The organism is Microbispora sp. NPDC046933 (genome assembly GCF_040644635.1).
GTDB lineage: Bacteria > Actinomycetota > Actinomycetes > Streptosporangiales > Streptosporangiaceae > Microbispora.
The window spans coordinates 314180-330650 of sequence record NZ_JBEYWW010000002.1 but is presented as its reverse complement, the minus strand read 5'-3'; the positions used below and the strand labels follow the sequence as shown (position 1 = coordinate 330650).

At 72.2% G+C, this 16471-nt stretch carries 19 protein-coding genes; 9 read left to right on the top strand and 10 right to left on the bottom strand.

Annotation, left to right across the window (positions count from 1 at the left end; translation table 11 throughout):
• Positions 1–515: 515 nt before the first annotated feature.
• The 3 genes from ABZ857_RS03975 (at position 516) to ABZ857_RS03965 (ending at position 2539) form a co-directional block, all read left to right on the top strand.
• The gene (locus ABZ857_RS03975; protein ID WP_142563375.1) at positions 516–722 is read left to right on the top strand and encodes a hypothetical protein; all 207 of its coding nucleotides are present in this window, start codon (positions 516–518) and stop codon (positions 720–722) included.
• Between the two features lie 255 nt (positions 723–977).
• Positions 978–1529: an HD domain-containing protein gene (locus ABZ857_RS03970; RefSeq protein ID WP_357037400.1), complete on the top strand. Its 552-nt coding sequence runs from the start codon at positions 978–980 to the stop codon at positions 1527–1529.
• 101 nt (positions 1530–1630) lie between these two features.
• A complete protein-coding gene (locus ABZ857_RS03965) occupies positions 1631–2539 on the top strand; it encodes a Rieske (2Fe-2S) protein (protein ID WP_357037078.1) in 909 nt (302 codons plus the stop codon).
• Positions 2540–2581: 42 nt separating this feature from the next.
• Here the strand turns inward: ABZ857_RS03965 and ABZ857_RS03960 are convergent, their stop codons facing one another.
• The 3 genes from ABZ857_RS03960 to ABZ857_RS03950 form a co-directional block, all read right to left on the bottom strand.
• Positions 2582–2827, bottom strand: a complete 246-nt coding sequence (locus ABZ857_RS03960) for a hypothetical protein (RefSeq protein ID WP_211591737.1) — start codon at positions 2825–2827, stop codon at positions 2582–2584.
• A 6-nt stretch (positions 2828–2833) separates the two neighbouring features.
• Entirely contained in the window at positions 2834–3583 is a 750-nt protein-coding gene (locus ABZ857_RS03955) for a sulfite exporter TauE/SafE family protein (RefSeq protein WP_357037075.1), read from the bottom strand.
• 204 nt (positions 3584–3787) lie between these two features.
• Positions 3788–4576: an ABC transporter ATP-binding protein gene (locus ABZ857_RS03950; protein WP_357037072.1), complete on the bottom strand. Its 789-nt coding sequence runs from the start codon at positions 4574–4576 to the stop codon at positions 3788–3790.
• A 65-nt stretch (positions 4577–4641) separates the two neighbouring features.
• Here ABZ857_RS03950 and ABZ857_RS03945 point away from each other — a divergent pair, with 65 nt between their 5' ends.
• Positions 4642–5373, top strand: coding sequence for a hypothetical protein (locus ABZ857_RS03945; RefSeq protein ID WP_357037069.1), 732 nt, complete (start codon positions 4642–4644; stop codon positions 5371–5373).
• A gap of 21 nt (positions 5374–5394) precedes the next feature.
• Here ABZ857_RS03945 and ABZ857_RS03940 read toward each other — a convergent pair whose 3' ends face one another.
• The 3 genes from ABZ857_RS03940 to ABZ857_RS03930 all read right to left on the bottom strand — a co-directional run bounded on the left by ABZ857_RS03940 (position 5395) and on the right by ABZ857_RS03930 (position 7410).
• Positions 5395–6303, bottom strand: a complete 909-nt coding sequence (locus ABZ857_RS03940) for an LLM class flavin-dependent oxidoreductase (protein WP_357037066.1) — start codon at positions 6301–6303, stop codon at positions 5395–5397.
• Between the two features lie 70 nt (positions 6304–6373).
• Positions 6374–6838, bottom strand: coding sequence for a MarR family transcriptional regulator (locus ABZ857_RS03935; protein WP_357037063.1), 465 nt, complete (start codon positions 6836–6838; stop codon positions 6374–6376).
• A gap of 65 nt (positions 6839–6903) precedes the next feature.
• Positions 6904–7410 carry a MarR family transcriptional regulator gene (locus tag ABZ857_RS03930; RefSeq protein ID WP_357037398.1) on the bottom strand — a complete coding sequence of 169 codons (507 nt, stop codon included), beginning with the start codon at positions 7408–7410 and terminating at the stop codon, positions 6904–6906.
• Between the two features lie 143 nt (positions 7411–7553).
• On the opposite strand from ABZ857_RS03930, the gene ABZ857_RS03925 reads away from it, so the two are divergent.
• Entirely contained in the window at positions 7554–8816 is a 1263-nt protein-coding gene (locus ABZ857_RS03925; RefSeq protein ID WP_357037060.1) for an amidohydrolase family protein, read from the top strand.
• Between the two features lie 25 nt (positions 8817–8841).
• Here ABZ857_RS03925 and ABZ857_RS03920 read toward each other — a convergent pair whose 3' ends face one another.
• A complete protein-coding gene (locus tag ABZ857_RS03920) occupies positions 8842–9471 on the bottom strand; it encodes a response regulator transcription factor (RefSeq protein WP_357037057.1) in 630 nt (209 codons plus the stop codon).
• The gene (locus ABZ857_RS03915; protein WP_357037054.1) at positions 9468–10772 is read right to left on the bottom strand and encodes a GAF domain-containing sensor histidine kinase; all 1305 of its coding nucleotides are present in this window, start codon (positions 10770–10772) and stop codon (positions 9468–9470) included. The genes ABZ857_RS03920 and ABZ857_RS03915 overlap by 4 nt, the downstream gene beginning before the upstream one ends.
• 124 nt (positions 10773–10896) lie before the next feature.
• On the opposite strand from ABZ857_RS03915, the gene ABZ857_RS03910 reads away from it, so the two are divergent.
• Genes ABZ857_RS03910 through ABZ857_RS03900 form a run of 3 tightly spaced genes read left to right on the top strand, consistent with a single transcriptional unit; the run spans position 10897 to position 13237 of the window.
• Positions 10897–11559 carry an SDR family NAD(P)-dependent oxidoreductase gene (locus tag ABZ857_RS03910; RefSeq protein ID WP_357037051.1) on the top strand — a complete coding sequence of 221 codons (663 nt, stop codon included), beginning with the start codon at positions 10897–10899 and terminating at the stop codon, positions 11557–11559.
• On the top strand, positions 11556–12608 hold the full coding sequence (locus ABZ857_RS03905; protein ID WP_357037048.1) for an S-adenosylmethionine:tRNA ribosyltransferase-isomerase: 1053 nt from the start codon (positions 11556–11558) through the stop codon (positions 12606–12608). The genes ABZ857_RS03910 and ABZ857_RS03905 overlap by 4 nt, the downstream gene beginning before the upstream one ends.
• 41 nt (positions 12609–12649) lie before the next feature.
• On the top strand, positions 12650–13237 hold the full coding sequence (locus ABZ857_RS03900) for a hypothetical protein (RefSeq protein ID WP_357037045.1): 588 nt from the start codon (positions 12650–12652) through the stop codon (positions 13235–13237).
• A gap of 89 nt (positions 13238–13326) precedes the next feature.
• Here the strand turns inward: ABZ857_RS03900 and ABZ857_RS03895 are convergent, their stop codons facing one another.
• Both ABZ857_RS03895 and ABZ857_RS03890 read right to left on the bottom strand, forming a co-directional pair.
• Positions 13327–14289 carry a lysophospholipid acyltransferase family protein gene (locus ABZ857_RS03895; RefSeq protein WP_357037042.1) on the bottom strand — a complete coding sequence of 321 codons (963 nt, stop codon included), beginning with the start codon at positions 14287–14289 and terminating at the stop codon, positions 13327–13329.
• Positions 14286–15020, bottom strand: a complete 735-nt coding sequence (locus ABZ857_RS03890; protein WP_357037039.1) for a GNAT family N-acyltransferase — start codon at positions 15018–15020, stop codon at positions 14286–14288. Before ABZ857_RS03890 ends, ABZ857_RS03895 begins: the two co-directional genes overlap by 4 nt.
• 199 nt (positions 15021–15219) lie before the next feature.
• Here ABZ857_RS03890 and serB point away from each other — a divergent pair, with 199 nt between their 5' ends.
• Positions 15220–16443, top strand: coding sequence for a phosphoserine phosphatase SerB (serB, locus tag ABZ857_RS03885; protein ID WP_357037036.1), 1224 nt, complete (start codon positions 15220–15222; stop codon positions 16441–16443).
• The last annotated feature ends 28 nt before the right edge of the window (positions 16444–16471 follow it).

The following is a 16471-nucleotide window of genomic DNA, read 5'->3' as shown; positions in this document are numbered from 1 at the left end:
CCGACCTCCTTCGTCCGGTGAATCCGGTGGTTCCGGTGGACGCACGGATGGTGGGCGCGCCCTGGCGGATCGGGCGCGCGGGTGAGGGGCGCCCTCTTCGAAGATTACCGCGCCCGCTCGTGCAAGTTGCACGGTAATTTGCAGCGCATCCGCACAAGATTCTTGCGGATTTCTTTTCGGCAAGTATTGCAGGGGATTGCGTCCTGAGTCACGATCGATGCGGGAAGGGTCTTCCGGAGTGTGGGGGCGCCGGCGGTCGCCGGCGAAATACTCCGAGGCCCGCTTCCCCATCCGGGGCACGCGCCCGGCGAGGGGCGCCGGCCGCCTCGGATGCGCGTGACAACGGGAGGCATCCGGGCCAGCGGGATTTCGACATTCGGCCGGCGTCGCCGGCGCTCGCACTGCACGAGCAGCGATCACCGAATGGGCCGTTCCGGCAGTGGAACGCGCCCTCCGTACGACGAGTTCAGGACGACGAGATCTCCACTTGGCACCCATCCGAAAGGAGTCTCTTGATGAATCCCCCCGGTGCCGCCTGGTTATCACTGATCAAAAGCCGGATGACGATGGCCGACCTGGCGCTGTGCGCCGACCAGGACAGGTGGGCGCGCGAGCTGAAATGGACCGTCAGCCGCACCGGCTTCGGGGCCCGCCACTACCGCGACCCCCGCTTCGACCTCGTACGCGAACTGGAGGAGGTCGGCCGCCTCTTCACCGTCTGACGCTCTCTTCACCGGCTGACACGCTCGTCACCGGCTGACACGCTCTTCGCCGTCTGACGCTCTCACGGCTGCGACGGGACGGGACGTGTCGTGAGCCAGGCGGAGGTGCGCCACTCGCAGTGCCCGGCGGGCGTCGAGGCGCCCGGCGCGGCACGCGCCCGTGAATCAGGCGGAAGGTGATCGTGACCGGTTAGGCTTGCGCGGGTGACGACCGCGCTCATCCACGAACGGCTCCAGTCCCAGCTCGCGTTCCACATGGAGATCGACAAGCTGAAGCGCGTCATCCGCCGGAACTCGCTGATCGACGGCTCGCGCAGGGAGAACGACGCCGAGCACTCCTGGCATCTGGCCATGATGGCGATGACGCTGGCCGAGCACGCGCCCCCGGGGACCGACATGTCCAGGGTGGTCGAGATGCTGCTCGTCCACGACATCGTGGAGATCGACGCCGGCGACACCTTCATCTACGACCCCGTCGCGGTCGAGGGGCAGGCCGCCCTCGAACGGGCGGCGGCCGAACGGATCTTCGGGCTGCTTCCCGAGGACCAGGGGGCGCGGCTGCGGGCCCTGTGGGACGAGTTCGAGGAGCGGCGCACACCGGAGGCGAGGTTCGCCAGGGCGCTCGACCGGCTCGCGCCGATCATCGCCAACCACCACAACGAGGGCGGCACATGGTCGCTCTACAAGGTGACGGCCGACCAGGTCATGGAGAAGGTGCGGCTCATCGCGGAGGGGTCTGCCACGCTCGGCGAGTACGCCGCGGAGCTGGTCGCCGGCTCGGTCGCCCGGGGTCATCTGGCCCCCTGACCGGCAGCGTACCGGCCCGAAACTCGCACATACCGTCTCATGCCTGTCCATGTTCACACCCGTGACGCGGGGGTACGTGATCCCGTGTTAGGGGGCGGAACATGGAAGAGACGACCAGGCCGCGTGCGGGCCGTACGGCACGGAGGGTCCCTTCGGCAGAGCTCCTCGACGGGCTCGAGCGGGCCACCGCGCTCGACCGGCCGATCAACGTCATATCCAAGAAGGTGCGCCGCAGGCTCGGCCCGGGAAAGCTCCGAGACGTCCTGCACGGGGTGCCCATCGGACACCCGCTGCATCCTGCGCTCGCCGTGACGACCTTCGGCTGCTGGCTGTCGGCGAGCGTGGTGGACATGACCAACACGGGCTCACGCGCGGCGCGGACACTGATCCTGGCGGGGCTGGGCACCGCAGTTCCCACGGTGGCGGCCGGCCTCACCGACTGGTCCACCCTCCATCGGGAACAGCAGCGCGTGGGCTTCGTGCACGCCATGACCAACGCCACCGCGGCGCTCTGCTACACGGGCTCTCTTTTCTTACGGATGACGGGACGCGAACGCGCCGGGCGCATGCTGGCGTACGCGGGACTCGCGGCGGCCTCCGCGGGCGCGCACCTCGGCAGCCACATGTCCTACCGCCAGGCGGCCGGGGCCAACCACGCGGAGTCGGTCAGCCACCTCATGCCGCTCGGCTGGCACGACCTGTGCGCGCTCAAGGACCTGCCCAACGGACGGCCGGTCCGGCGGCGACTCGGCTACATCGACCTGTTCGTCCTGCGTCTCGGCGACGACGTGAGCGTGCTCGCGGACAACTGCTCCCACCTCGCCGGCCCCCTCCACCAGGGGCGGGTCGCCATGGAGGAAGGCGAGGCCTGCATCGTCTGCCCGTGGCACGGCAGCGCCTTCCGCATCTCCGACGGCCGGGTCATGCATGGTCCCGCGACGTCGCGCCAGCCGGCCTTCCAGACCCGGCTGCGGCAGGACGGCGTCGTCCAGGTCCGTCCCGCGGAATGACCAACACAGAGACCGTACAGTGACCGCTTGTCCGGACCCGGGTCAGCCGGTGTCCGGGCCGCGGTCGTCCGCCGGATGTTCGACCAGCGCGAGGACGCGGTTGGACATGAACCTCGCGGTGCGGACGGGAGTGCCCGCCCGCGTGACCTCGCTGACCTCGACCACTCCCCGGCCCGTCGTGATCTCGATCCGGCGGCCCGCCCTGGTCGCGACCACCTCGTAGGTGCGCGGAGTTCCCCCCGCATCGATGACGATCTCCACCCGGTCGCCCTTCACAAGGGCAGACATACCCTTTCAGGACACCAGCTTCACTATCGCCACGATTCCGATGACAACAATGAATCCCCGCAGCAAGGGTGCGGGCAGCCGGCGGCCCAGGCGGGCGCCGAGGAAGCCGCCGACGGCCGAGCCGAGCGCGACCATCAGCACGGCGGCCCAGTCCACCGGCGCGATGAACGCGAACAGCACCGCCGCCGTGGCGTTGACCAGCAGCGACAGCAGGTTCTTCGCCGCGTTCACCCGTTGCAGGTCCTCGTCGAGGACGCTGCCGAGCAGGCCGATCAGCACAATGCCCTGAGCGGCGCCGAAGTAGCCGCCGTACATGCCGGCGCCGAGGACGCCCAGCCACAGCCACGGCCCGCCGTGGGGGTGCGGCCTGCGCCGTACGGCCAGCCACTCGTTGATCCTCGGCTGGAACACCACCAGGAGGCAGGCGACCGCGATGAGCACCGGGACGATGACCTTGAACGCCTCCGCGGGCAGGCGAAGGAGCAGCACCCCGCCCGCGAGCGAGCCGATCACGGACGCGACGCCGAGCCGGGTCAGCCGCTCACGCTGGCCCTTGAGCTCGGCGCGGTAGCCGAGCACCCCGGTCACACCGCCGGGGACGAGGCCGACGTTGTTGGACACGTTCGCGACGATCGGCGGGAAGCCGACGGCCAGCATCGTCGGGAACGTGATGAGCGAACCCGATCCCACGACGGCGTTGATGGCCCCGGCCCCGACACCGGCCGCGAAGACCACGGCCGCATCCCACGGCGTCACTCGCACCTCTCCCTGTTTTCCTGCCTCGCTTCGCTCGGCTGCTCTGGGCGCTTCGATGCCGTTGGTCGTGCCGGAGGCGCGCGATGAGCACAGCCCTCGTCGTGCTTGGTCGCTTCGCTCCCGCGCGCTCCTCAGTCCAGAACACGGCGCGCCCCTCGCTGTACGGCTATCCGCCAAGGGTAGGCGCCGGGCTTCTCGCGGAGGTCAGAGGGGACGGGCGTACCAGCGGCCCTCCTGGCCGCGGTCGAGGTGCAGCGGCACGCCGAAGGTCGCGGACAGGTTCTCCGGCGTCATCACCGACTCGATCGGCCCCTGGTCGACGACCGAGCCGTGCCGCAGCAGCAGCACGTGGGTGAACCCGGCCGGGATCTCCTCGACGTGGTGGGTGACCAGGACCATCGTGGGCGACTTCGGGTCGCGGGCCAGCGCGCCGAGGCGGCGCACCAGATCCTCGCGGCCCGCCACGTCGAGCCCGGCGGCGGGCTCGTCGAGCAGCAGCAGCTCGGGGTCGGGCATGAGCGCCCGGGCGATCTGCACCCGCTTGCGCTCGCCCTCCGACAGCGTCGCGAAGCGCCGCCGGATCAGATGGGCGCAGCCGAGCTGGTCGATGAGCTCGACCGCCCGGGTGACGTCGTGGGAGTCGTACTCCTCCGTCCACCGCCCCAGGATGGCGTACGACGCGGTGAGCACGAGGTCGATGACCTTCTCGTCCGGCGGGATGCGCTCCGACAGGGCCGCGCTGGCCAGGCCGATCCGGGGCCGCAGGTCGAACACGTCCGTCTGGCCGAGCCGCTCGCCGAGGATCTCCACCGAGCCCTCCGACGGGAACAGCAGCGACGCGGCCACCTGGAGCAGCGTCGTCTTCCCCGCGCCGTTCGGCCCGATCACCACCCAGCGCTCGTCCTCGCGGACGCTCCAGTCGATGCCGCGCAGCAGGGCGGCGCCGTCCCTGCGGACGGCCACGTCCTGAAGCTGAAGCACCTGACCGCCCATGTGGTCCCCCTCCCGTGGTTCGCTGAGATAAAACTATGGCAGTCCGACCACATATCGTGGATCGGGTGCGCATCGATTCACCGATCTCCGCCACGCTCGTCGCCTGGGGCAACGCCTGGCTCGGGGGACACGTGAGCCTGGAGCACGCCCTCGACCGCGTCGAGCGCGAGGCCGGGCCGCAGGTGGTGGCGGCGGACGACGTCGAGACCCCCCTGCTCGCCTACCTCGTCGACCGGCGGATCGAGGGGCTCGCCGCGTTCCGGCTGGCCCTGCCGGTCCCCGGCGACCCGCTCGGGCTCACCGGCCCGCCCGCCTTCAACGGCGCCGCCATCGACGCCGGCCAGGCCGTCGTGGCCGTGCTGCCCGGCCGGTGCCTCGGTCTCGTGCCGTCCGCCGACCGGCGCGGCTCGTCGTACTCCGGGATCCGCTGGATCGTGGCCGAGGCGTCGGCCGTCCCGCCCGACGTGCCGTCGCTGGCCGAGGCGGAGCAGGCGCTGCGGACCGCCATGATGGCCGCCACCGAGGCGCTGCTTGGCGTGAGCGGCCCGGCGCAGGGCTTCCCGACGCCGGACGCGCTCGACCGCGCGGGCGAGGCCCTCGCCCCCGGCTATCCGGGCAGGGCGCACCGGGTCGGCGCCCTCGCCGCCCGGCTGTCGGCCGCGCTCCGCCTCGCCGACGAGCGGGGGCTCACCTCCGGGCAGGTCGCCGTCCGGGGGCAGGCCCTGCGCGACCTCGACCGAGCCGTACGGCGGGCCAGAGTGGCCGCGCACAACGCGATCGTGGAGTCCCAGGTCTGACGACGTGCGCCCGGGCCGGGCTCACTGCTTCGCGACGGCCTCGCGGACGGCGGGCACGACCTCCTGGGCCCAGCGGGCCAGGAGGGTGAGGTCGGGAGTGCCGTGGTCGGCGGAGAAGAGCGTGAAGCCCGACGCGCCGTGCTCCAGCACGGCCCCGGTCAGTTCCTCGACCCACTGGCCGACGGAGCCGCCGATCCAGCGGCCGTCGGAGTCGCGGGTGGCGGGCAGCGGCCGGTCGGTGATGCGCCCGGGGAAGTTGAAGACCGTCCGGATCTCGCGCGGATCGCGGCCGGCGGACGCCGCCGCCTCGTCGATGACCGGCCGCGACGTGCGGTATCGCTCGCTGAGCCAGTCCGCCGCGTGGCCGGGGATCCAGCCGTCGGCCACCCGGCCGGTGGCGGCCAGGGATTTCCGGCCGACCGATCCGGTCCACACGGGCGGCGCGGGCACGGGGGCCGGTTCGATGCGGTTCATCTGGTAGTGCTTGCCCTGGTAGGTGACCGGAGGGCCACCGCCCGACAGCAGCTTGACCAGGACGATCGCCTCCTCGAAGGCGTCCACGGCGTCGCCGGGCGAAAGGAGCGGCACCCCCATGTCGACGATGCGATCCCACAGTCCGCCCGCGCCCATGCCGAGCACGATCCGGCCGCCCGACAGCGCCGACAACGACGTCACCAGCCTGGCCAGCATGGGAGCGGGCCGGGTCGGCAGGTTGGTGACGTTGGCGAACCCGGCGATGTGCCGCGTACGCCCGAGGATGAAGCCGAGCGCGGCGTAGGCGTCCACACGTCCGCCTAGGTAGGGATGGTCCGACAACGTGAAGATGTCGAGCCCGTCCCGGTCGGCCTGCTGGGCCATGCGCAGCAGCTCGGGTATGTCGTCGATGCCGGGGTGCGCACCGAAACCGAAGACGACGTCATGTGCTGACAACGTTCTGCCTTTCCCCAAGAAATAGGGTTCGTGCTACGAACCATATTAGTTCGTAGCACGAACTGCAACCTCAGCGCGTGGAGTCGGGTTCCATGAAGACGGTGGGGACCTTGTTGTCCGTCACGACACGGCCGAGCAGGGCGGCGAGTGTGTCACGCTCCGCCGGGGCCAACCCCGAGGTCAGTTCCTCGACGCGGCGGCAGGTCTCGGTGTAGAACTCGTCGGCCAGCCTGGCTCCCTGCCTGGTGAGCGACACCCGCACCGCCCGGGAGTCCTGAGGGTCGGGGTTGCGCCGGACCAGTCCGTTGCGCTCGCTGCGGTCCACCAGACCGGTCAGGCTCGACTTCGCCAGGCCGAGCATCGCACCCAGCTCGCTCATGCCATAGGGCTGCGCCATCAGGACGCACAACAACTGGCCCTGCTGCTGGGTGATGCCGTACTCGCGGGCGGAATCCACGTACACGGCATTCACCAGGAACGTGGACCGCACCAGTGCGGCCACCGTCCCGATCTGGCCGTCGATATCCTTACTCACCGGTCCAGAGTAACCAATTCGCGAGACGAACTACCGCCTTCCGCCGAAGCGTGCGGAGGGGACGGCTATCGGGGCGACTGGAGCGGGGCGGCCGCCTGGTCCACGTTGTCGGCCACGCGCCGGAGCAGCCGGATCAGTTGCTCGGCCTCCTCGGCGGCGAGACCGGACAGCACGTCCCGCTCCCCCTGCAGCAGCGCCTCGCGCACCAGGTCGAGCCGGTCCCGCGCCAGGTCGGTGACGGAGAAAAGGCTGCCCCGCCGGTCACGGGGATTCCGCTGCCGGCACACCAGGCCGTCGCGTTCCATCCGCGACAGCATCTCGGCCATCGTCGGCTGTTCGACCCGCGCCAACCGGGTCAGGTCCTTCTGCGACAGCGGGCCGTCTTCGGCCAGCGTCAGAAGCACCGCGGCGTTCGCCATGCTCAGCCCGAGGGGGCGCAGCCGCAGCTCATGGAGGCGGGTCACCTTCCTCGACGAGTGGTTGATCCAGAACGCCGCATAGCGCTCCGGGGCCCAGCGCTCCCCCTCGCCCTCCATCGGCGCCTCTTTCCCGCTCGACCGGCCGTCCGCCATGGGCACGCGACGGCATCTCCCGCGTGGGATGCCCGTCCACCGCCCGGCAAAAGGCTACCGACACCGTGCGCGCCCGTTGCATAGGACCCTATGTTTCTGTTTACATAGGGCCCTATGCATCAGCTCGACAGACTGGACCCACCATGAAGACAGCCATCGTCAACGCCCGGGTGTTCGACGGCGAGAGGCCGATCGGCCCCGCCGGGGTGCTCGTCGGCGACGGGCGCATCCTCGCCGTGGGAGGCGACATGCCCTCCGACGCCGAGGTCGTCGACGCCGCCGGGGCGACCCTCCTCCCCGGCCTGATCGACGCCCACGTCCACACCAGCGAGGACTCTCTCGCGCTCGCCCTGACGTTCGGCGTGACGACGGAACTCGAGATGCAGGGCGGGCACACCCGGCACAGCCGCGCCCACATCGAGGACGACGACACACTCGCCGACGTCCGCTCCGCCGGCTTCGGCCTCACGGCGCCGGGCGGGCATCCCAGCGAACTGGTCCCCGAGGACTTCGACATCCGTCCCTTCATCGGGCGCGGTGGCCGGGCGTCCGCAGGGGACGGCGCGCCGGATGACCGGTGGCAGGCCGGCCCTCCCCCGGAACCCCACGTGACCACTCCCGAGGAGGCGGTGGCGTGGATTCCTCGCCTCGTGGCTTCGGGCTCGGACTACATCAAGTTCATGGTCGACGACGGGACGGTCGAGGGGCATCCGGGCCTTCCCATGCTCGACCAGGCGACACTGGACGCCGGCGTCGCCGAGGCCCACCGGCACGGGATGCTCGCCATCGCCCACGCGCTCACCGTCGACGCCACCCGCATGGCGATCGAGGCGGGCGTGGACGGCCTCGCCCATCTGTTCATGGACCGCCCGCACACCCCTGAGATCATCCGGATGATCGCCGACTCCGGCGCCTTCGTCGTCGCGTGCGTCTGCCTGAACGCCTCGCTGATGGGGATGACCGGCGAGGCGCTGGCCGACGACCCGCGGGTGAGCAGGCGTCTCGACGACCGCTGGGACAAGACCCTTCGCGGCAGCTTCAACCGCTACCCCCAGGGCAGGCTCGACGACGTGCTGGCGTCCGTGGCGGCCCTGCACGAGGCCGGCGTGGACGTCCTCGTCGGCACCGACACCTCCATTCCCGTGCCGTTCCTCGGCGGGCTGGCGCACGGCGCGAGCGTGCACCACGAACTGGGATACCTCGTCCGCGCCGGTCTCGCCCCGTCCGCGGCGCTCCACGCGGCGACCGCCGCCACCGCCCGGCGGTTCCGGCTGGACGACCGCGGGCGCATCGCCCCAGGGCTGCGCGCCGACCTCCTCCTGGTCGACGGCGACCCCACCACGGCCATCGGCGACACCCTGAACATCCGGGCCGTCTGGCGGCGCGGCGCCCGGCTGGCGGGGTGAGCAGGCGGGGTGAGCCTGCGGGTGCTCAGGCCAGGCCGTGGCGTACGGCGTAGAGCGCGGCCTGGGTGCGATCCTGCACGCCGAGCTTCATGAGCACGTTGGAGACGTGGGTCTTCACCGTCTTCTCCGCCACCACGAGTTCGCGGGCGATCTCGCGGTTCGAACGGCCGGCGGCCAGCAGCCGCAGCACCTCGCGTTCCCTGTCGGTCAGCGCCGCCCCCGCCCCGTCCTGCTCGTGGTCCTGACCGGCCAGCATCGCCTCCGCCGCCTCCGGCGCGAGCAGGACCTGGCCGCCGTGCACCGCCCGGATCGCCTGGACGAGGGCGCCGGGATCCACGTCCTTGTAGAGGAAGCCCGCCGCGCCCGCCCGCATGGCCGGGGCCACGTCACCGCGGTCGCTGACCGAGGTGAGGACGATCACCCGCACGTCCCGCAGGGCGCGGCTCGAAAGCTCCGCGAGCGCGCCGAGACCGTCGAGCACCGGCATCTTCAGGTCGAGCAGCAGGACGTCGGGGGCGAGCGCGCCGGTCATCTCGACGGCCTCGGCGCCGTCGGCCGCCTCCCCCACGACGCTGATGTCCTCCTGGATCTCCAGGAACGTGCGCAGGCCTTGCCGTACGACGGGGTGGTCGTCGGCGATGAGCACGCGGATCACGCGGGCACCTCCAGTCGTACGGTCGTGCCGCGGCCGGGCGCGGAGGAGACCGACAGCGTGCCGCCGACGGCCTGGGCCCGGTCGCTCATGGACAGCAGCCCGAGGCCGTGGACCCCGCCCCCGTGCAGGCCGGCGCTGTCGAATCCGGCGCCGTCGTCGCGCACCTCCAGCACGAGCCCGGCGTCGTCGTACGCGAGCCGTACGTCGATGCGGGTGGCCCCGGCGTGCCGTACGGCGTTGTGCAGCGCCTCCTGGGCGACCCGGAGCACGGCGACCTCGATCTCGGGCGCCAGATCGGGGGCACTGCCGAGGCCGGGGTCGCCGGGCGGCTCGCCCTCGGCCGAGAACGCGACGGTCATGGGGTGCAGGCGGTCGAGGAGGGCGACCTGCTTGCGCAGGCTCTCCACCAGGCCGTGCCGGTCCAGTTCGGGTGGGCGCAGCTCCACGATCACCGCACGGAGCTCGGTCAGCGCCTCTCCCGCCATCCGCTCGACCCGCTCGATCGCCTCGGCCGCCCGCTCGGGGTCCGTACGGGCGAGCGCGGCGGCGGCCCGCGCGGTCAGCCGCAACGAGAACAGCTTCTGGCTGACGGCGTCGTGCAGCTCACGGGCCATCCGCGTGCGTTCCTCGACGACCGTGAGCTCGCGCCCCCGCTCGTACAGCCGGGCATTGGTGATCGCGATGGCGGCGTGCGCCGCGAACAACGTCAGGAGTTCCTCGTCGGCCTCGTCGAACCCGCCCGGCGTCCGCTTGTTGGACAGGAAGACGATCCCGAGGACCGTTCCGCCGTCCATGATCGGCACGCCCAGGAAGTCCTTGAGCACGGGATGGGCCTTCGGCCACCACTCGAACCGGGGATCCCTGCGAATGTCGGGCAGCCGGACCGGCGTCCCCTCGCGGAGCATCGCGCCCAGCATGCCGTGCTGGCGCGGGGTGGGGCCGATGGCCGCCCACTGCTCGTCGGAGATGCCCTCGGCCACGAACTCGGCGAACGCGCCGTCGTCGTCCGGGACGCCGAGCGCGGCGTATTTCGCGTCGAGCAGCCGCGCCGCGGACCGCACGATCACCTGGAGGACCTCGCGGACCGACAGGTGACGGGTGACGGCGAGCACGGCCGAGCTGACCGCGTGCAGCACCGCGTCACGGTCCCGCGCGTCCCGCCCGGGCGCGTCGTCGCCGAGCCCGGGCGCGGCACCTGCCTTTTCGGGCGCGGCGCCTGCCTTTTCGGGCACGGGGTGAACCGGCTCGTCGGAGGCGGTGCCGGCCTTTTCGGGCGCGGTGGCATCGGTGGGCTCGGGCACGCACACAGACTAGGTCCACCGCAGAGGGGCCCGCGTCGGCCGCCGGTCCTAGACCCAACTGCCGAGCGACGGCGAGACCTCGGTCCGATGTGTGCCTGACGTGCTGATTTCTAGCGTGAAGCGCATGAAGCACGCACTCATCACCGGAGCATCGCGAGGGCTGGGACTCGCTCTCGCCAGGGCGCTCGCCGCCGACGGATGGTCGCTCCTGCTCACCGCGCGTGGCGAGGAGGACCTGATGTCGGCGGCCTTCGACCTCGGCGCCCGGGCCATCCCCGGAGACGTCGCCGACCCCGCGCACGTGGCCAGGCTCGCCGAGTCCGCGCCCGAACTGGATCTCCTGGTCAACAACGCGAGCGGGCTCGGCCCCGCCCCGCTGCCCAGGCTCGCCGACTACCCGCTGGACGCGCTGCGCGCGCTGTTCGAGACGAACGTGATCGCGCCGCTCGCACTGGTCCAGGCCACGCTGCCCGCGCTGCGCGAGCGAAGGGGCGCGATCCTCAACATCTCCTCGGACGCCGCCGTGGAGGCGTACGAGGGCTGGGGCGGCTACGGCGCGACCAAGGCCGCCCTCGACCAGGTGTCGCACGTCCTGGCCGCCGAGGAGCCCGATGTGGCGGTCTGGTGGGTGGACCCGGGCGAGATGCGCACCCGCATGCTGACGGACGCCGTCGGCCCGGAGGAGGCCGGGGCCGCGCCGCCGCCCGAGACCGTGGTGCCGGCGCTGCTGCGCCTCGTGGGCACCCGCCCGGCCCCCGGCCGCTTCACCCGGGGAGAGCTGGAATGACCGCCCCCGATCCGGCGATCCGGCCGTACGGGGCGGGGGGATCGTTCGAGTTCGCGCTGACGGCGCCGCTGGAGGCGCACGAACCGCCGGAGGCGCGCGGGCTGCGCCGCGACGAGGTCAGGTTGCTGGTGTCCCGCCGCGACACCGGCGAGGTCACCCACCACGTGTTCGCCGACCTGCCGTCGCTGCTGTCCCCCGGCGACCTGCTGGTGGTCAACAACTCCGCCACCCTCCCCGCGGCGGTGCGGCTCGACCGGCTGGCCGTCCACTTCTCCGGACGGCTCGCGTCCGGCGAGTGGCTGGTCGAGCTGCGCCGCCGTACGGGGACGGCGACGGAGCCCTACTCCGGCGCCGCGCCCGGGGAGTGGCTGCCGTTGCCGGGAGGGGCCACGCTGCGCCTGCTGGCGCAGGAGACGCCGCGCCTGTGGCGTACGCTCCTGGACCGCGACGTGCTCTCCTACCTCGCGGCGTACGGCGTGCCCATCCGGTATGGCTACGTGGGGCGCGACTGGCCGCTCGCCGACTACCAGACGGTCTTCGGGGTCGAGCCGGGCAGCGCGGAGATGCCCAGCGCCGGCCGGCCGTTCACTCCGGAACTCGTCACCGCCCTGGTCGGCCGGGGGATCGGCGTCGCACCGATCACGCTGCACACCGGGGTCGCGTCGCCGGAGAAGGACGAACCGCCCTATCCCGAGTGGTTCTCGGTCTCCCCCTGGACGGCACGGGTGGTGAACATCACTCGCGAGCACGGGGGCCGGGTGATCGCCGTCGGCACGACCGTCGTACGGGCCCTGGAGACCGCCGCCCTCGACACCCCCACCCCGGGCACGGTGCGGGCGGCGTCGGGCTGGACGTCGCACGTCGTCACGCCGGCGGGAGGCGTGCGAGCGGTGGACGGCCTCGTCACGGGCATGCACGAGCCCCGCTCCAGCCACCTGATGATGCTGTCGGCGATCACCGGGACCGAAGTGCTGGCCCGCTCGTACGAGGCGGCGCTGGAGGAGGGCTACCTCTGGCACGAGTTCGGCGACAGCCATCTCATCCTGTGACACGTGACCGAACCGTGATCTCGATCGTCAAGGCTGACCGCATGCGTACCCTCATCGGCAAGCCGACCGCGCTGCTGGCCGCGCCACTGGCCGCGGGCGCGCTGGTCGCGGCCGGCGCGCCCGCCTCCGCCGCGTCGGCCGCGACCACCACGACCACCGCGACCACCACGACCACCGCGGTCGCGGCGTCCACCTCGTCCACGGCGGCGTCGGCGCCCGTCCGCATCCAGGTCAGCTATCCCTACGGCGTCCGCGCCGGGCGCGTGGTGACCTTCAAGGTCAAGCTCGTCAACAAGCTCAGGACCAGGACCAACGAGATCTTCCTGGCGGTCAAGTTCCCCAAGAACGTCACCAAGACCCGGATCTACGTCCCCAAGGGCTCCCGCTACCACGAGCAGTGCACGCGGGAGCGGACCCGCGCGCTGTGCGTGCTGCCCGGTCTGAAGAAGGGCGGGAGCTACACGTTCTGGGCGAAGGCCCAGGTGAGCGGGTCCGCCCGCGGCAAGCTCTACGGCTACTTCGGCGGCGCGGTCACCGACACGTCACTGAACACCGACCCGAAGGAACTGCTCAGCGAGTTCGGCGACAGCATCGGCTGGGTGAAGACGAAGAGCACGATCACCCGCTGAGCTCCCCTCGGCTCACGACGATCCCCCTGATCCACAGCGCCCGCCCGGCCTCCCCGGGCGGGCGCCGGCGTTCGTGCGGCACCTCCGGGTCAGGCCGCCACGGCCTGCTCCTCGGGTTCCACGAGCCCCGTTCTGACCTGAGCCTCGGCGATCCGCGCCAGCGCCGCCCGGGCCTCCCCACGGCGGGCCCGCCCGCCGTACGCGGCCGCGCGGTCCAGCCGTACGGCGGGGAAGACCGTCACCTCCGCGACGAGGTCCCTGGTCGCGACGATCCGCAGGACGGACGCGAGCAGCGTGTCGTCCCCGACGTACGACGGCCGGGTGGAAAGGGCCGCCCGCTCCCCCTTGCCCCCATGAACCGCAGCGCCTCCATGAACCGCAGTGCCCTCCAGGAACCGCAGCGCCACCGGCCGCACGGGCACCCCCGCGTCGAGCGCCGCCTGGAACACCGCGGGCCGGAAGCGCCCCATCTCGCGTCCGCACCACGTCGTGCCCTCGGGGAACGCGGCCACGCTCTCGCCGCGCCGCAGCGCGGCGGCCATGTCCGCGACCACCCCCGGCAGGGCGGACAGCCTGTCCCTGTCGATGAACAGCGCGCCGCCCCCGGCGGCGAGCGTGCGGACGATCGGCCACCTGCCCACCTCCGCCTTGGCCAGTGGCCGGCAGGCGAAGGTGGCCGTGATGACCAGGGGGTCGAGCCAGGAGACGTGGTTGCCAACGAGCAGGGCCGGCCCGTCCTCCCCCGGCACGGCTCGCGCCCGCGCCGAACCCCCGATGCAGGAGAACCCGCGGTGCGTCACGATCCTGACGCCGAGGGCCCGCAGCAGCAGACGCGACCAGCGCGTCGTGACCGCCCCGCGCAGTGCCGTACGGCCCAGCGCGAGCGCGACCGGCAGGCCGGCGAGCAGCACGGCGGCCGCGCCCGTCAGGCGGGCCGCCCGGCGCAGGGGGCCGGCCGCACGCGCCTGCGCGCGCAGGCAGACACCCGGCGTGCAGGGAGACGCCGGCAGCCAGGCGGAGGAGGCCGCCGGCAGGTGCGCGACGGCGCTCACCGCGTCCGTCCCAGGAAGTGCCGCAGGTAGCGGGGATCGGCGTCGGCCACGGAGAGCAGCACGAAGAAGTCCGCGGTGCCGAAGTCCGGATCGTAGGCGGGAGCGCCGCAGATCCACGCGCCGAGACGCAGGTAACCGCGCAGCAGCGGCGGCAGCACGAACCGGTCGGGGCGGGAGATCCCGGCGTCGCGCCACGGCCTGTGCGGCGTGACGCGATACTCCTCGGGCCCCAGCTCGACCCGGTCGACGACCCCGGCGGCGACCGCGCCGCCGTCGTCCAGGGGCACCGAGCAGCAGCCCGCCAGCCAGGCGTGCCCGCGGCTGGTCATGTAGTGCGCGATCCCGGCCCACATCAGGGCGACGACCGTGCCGCCGCGGTGGTCGGGATGCACGCACGTGCGCCCGGCCTCGACCAGGTCGCCGCGCAGGCCCTCCAGCGCGCCGAGGTCGAACTCCCCGTCGGAGTAGAGCCGGTCGGAACGGCGGGGCGGCAGCAGGCGGTAGGTGCCGACCACCGTGTCCCCCTCGCGGACGAGGAGGTGGTCGCAGTACGCGTCGAGCGGTTCGACGTCGAGCCCGCTCAGGGGGGAGTCGAGCCGGGCGCCCATCTCCCCGGCGAACACCTCGTACCGCAGGCGCTGGGCCGCACGCAGGTCGGCGGCGCTCTCGGCGAGCCCGACGGTGTAGCGGCCGGAGCCAACGGATTGTCCAGACTGCAGAGAGATCGTCATGCGCGTCGCGTCCTTCCTCGGGGGGTGCCGGCCACGATGAGGCGGGCGGCGCAGGGCGTCCCGGCCTGGCCTGCTTCGCGGCCCACCACCATGACGACATGCGGAAATGACAGCGGACCCTCAGAGCGGGGGCATGAAGGCGTCCGCATCGTGAACCTCGTGCGCGCTCATGACAAGCCGCGCAGTAACCTCAAACAACGTGAACCAGCGCACGCTCCTGATCACGCTGACCGGTCCGGATCGCCCGGGCGTCACCTCGCGGCTGTTCTCCGTACTGGCCGGGTTCCCGGTCGTCGTGGCCGACGTGGAGCAGGTCGTCATCCGAGGCCGCCTCACCCTGGGCGTGCTCGTCGCCTACGCCGGGGGACCGCCCACCGGCACCGGAGGCACGATCGGCGGCCTGTGGACGGCCGTCGAACAGGTCGCCGCCGACCTCGACATGGACCTGGAGATCGCCACCGGCACGACCTCCAAGGAGAAGCGGCGACGCGGACGGCTGCACGTCACCGTCCTGGGCGCGCCGCTGCTGCCCGCCGCCATGGCCGGGATCGCCGGCCGGATCGCGGCGAGCGGCGCCAACATCGACAGGATCGAACGGCTGTCGAGCTATCCCGTGACGTGCATCGAGCTCGCCGTGTCCGGCGCCGATCCCCAGGCGATGCGGGCGGAACTGGCCGCGGAGGCGGCGGCGCAGCAGGTGGACGTGGCCGTGCAGCGCAGCGGCCTGTACCGCCGGGCCAAGCGCCTCATTGTGATGGACGTCGACTCGACGCTGATCCAGAACGAGGTCATCGAGCTGCTGGCCCGGCACGCCGGCTGCCTGGACGAGGTCGCCCGGGTCACCGACGAGGCCATGCGCGGCGAGCTCGACTTCGCCGAGTCGCTGGTCAGGCGGGTCGCGCTGCTCGAAGGGCTGTCGGAGGAGGTCTTCGAGAAGGTCGTCAAGGAGGTCGTCCTCACCCCCGGCGCGCGCACGCTGGTGCGCACGCTCAAGCGGCTCGACTACCGCTTCGCGATCGTCAGCGGCGGCTTCACCCAGATCACCGACTCCCTCGTGGCCGACCTCGGCATCGACTACTCGGCCGCCAACACCCTCGAGGTCGTGGACGGCCGGCTCACCGGCCGGGTCGTCGGCGAGATCGTGGACCGTCCGGGCAAGGCCCGCGCGCTGGAGCGCTTCGCCGCCGAGTCGGGCATCCCGCTGAGCCAGACCGTCGCCATCGGCGACGGCGCGAACGACCTCGACATGTTCGCGGTCGCCGGGCTCGGCATCGCCTTCAACGCCAAGCCGATCGTGCGGCAGGCCGCCGACACCGCGGTCAACGTGCCATACCTCGACTCGATCCTCTACCTGCTCGGCATCTCCCGTGAGGAGGTCGAGGCGGCCGACGCCGAGGACGGCATGCCGCCCGTCATGACCTGACGCCTCAGAACCTGACGCCTCATGTCCT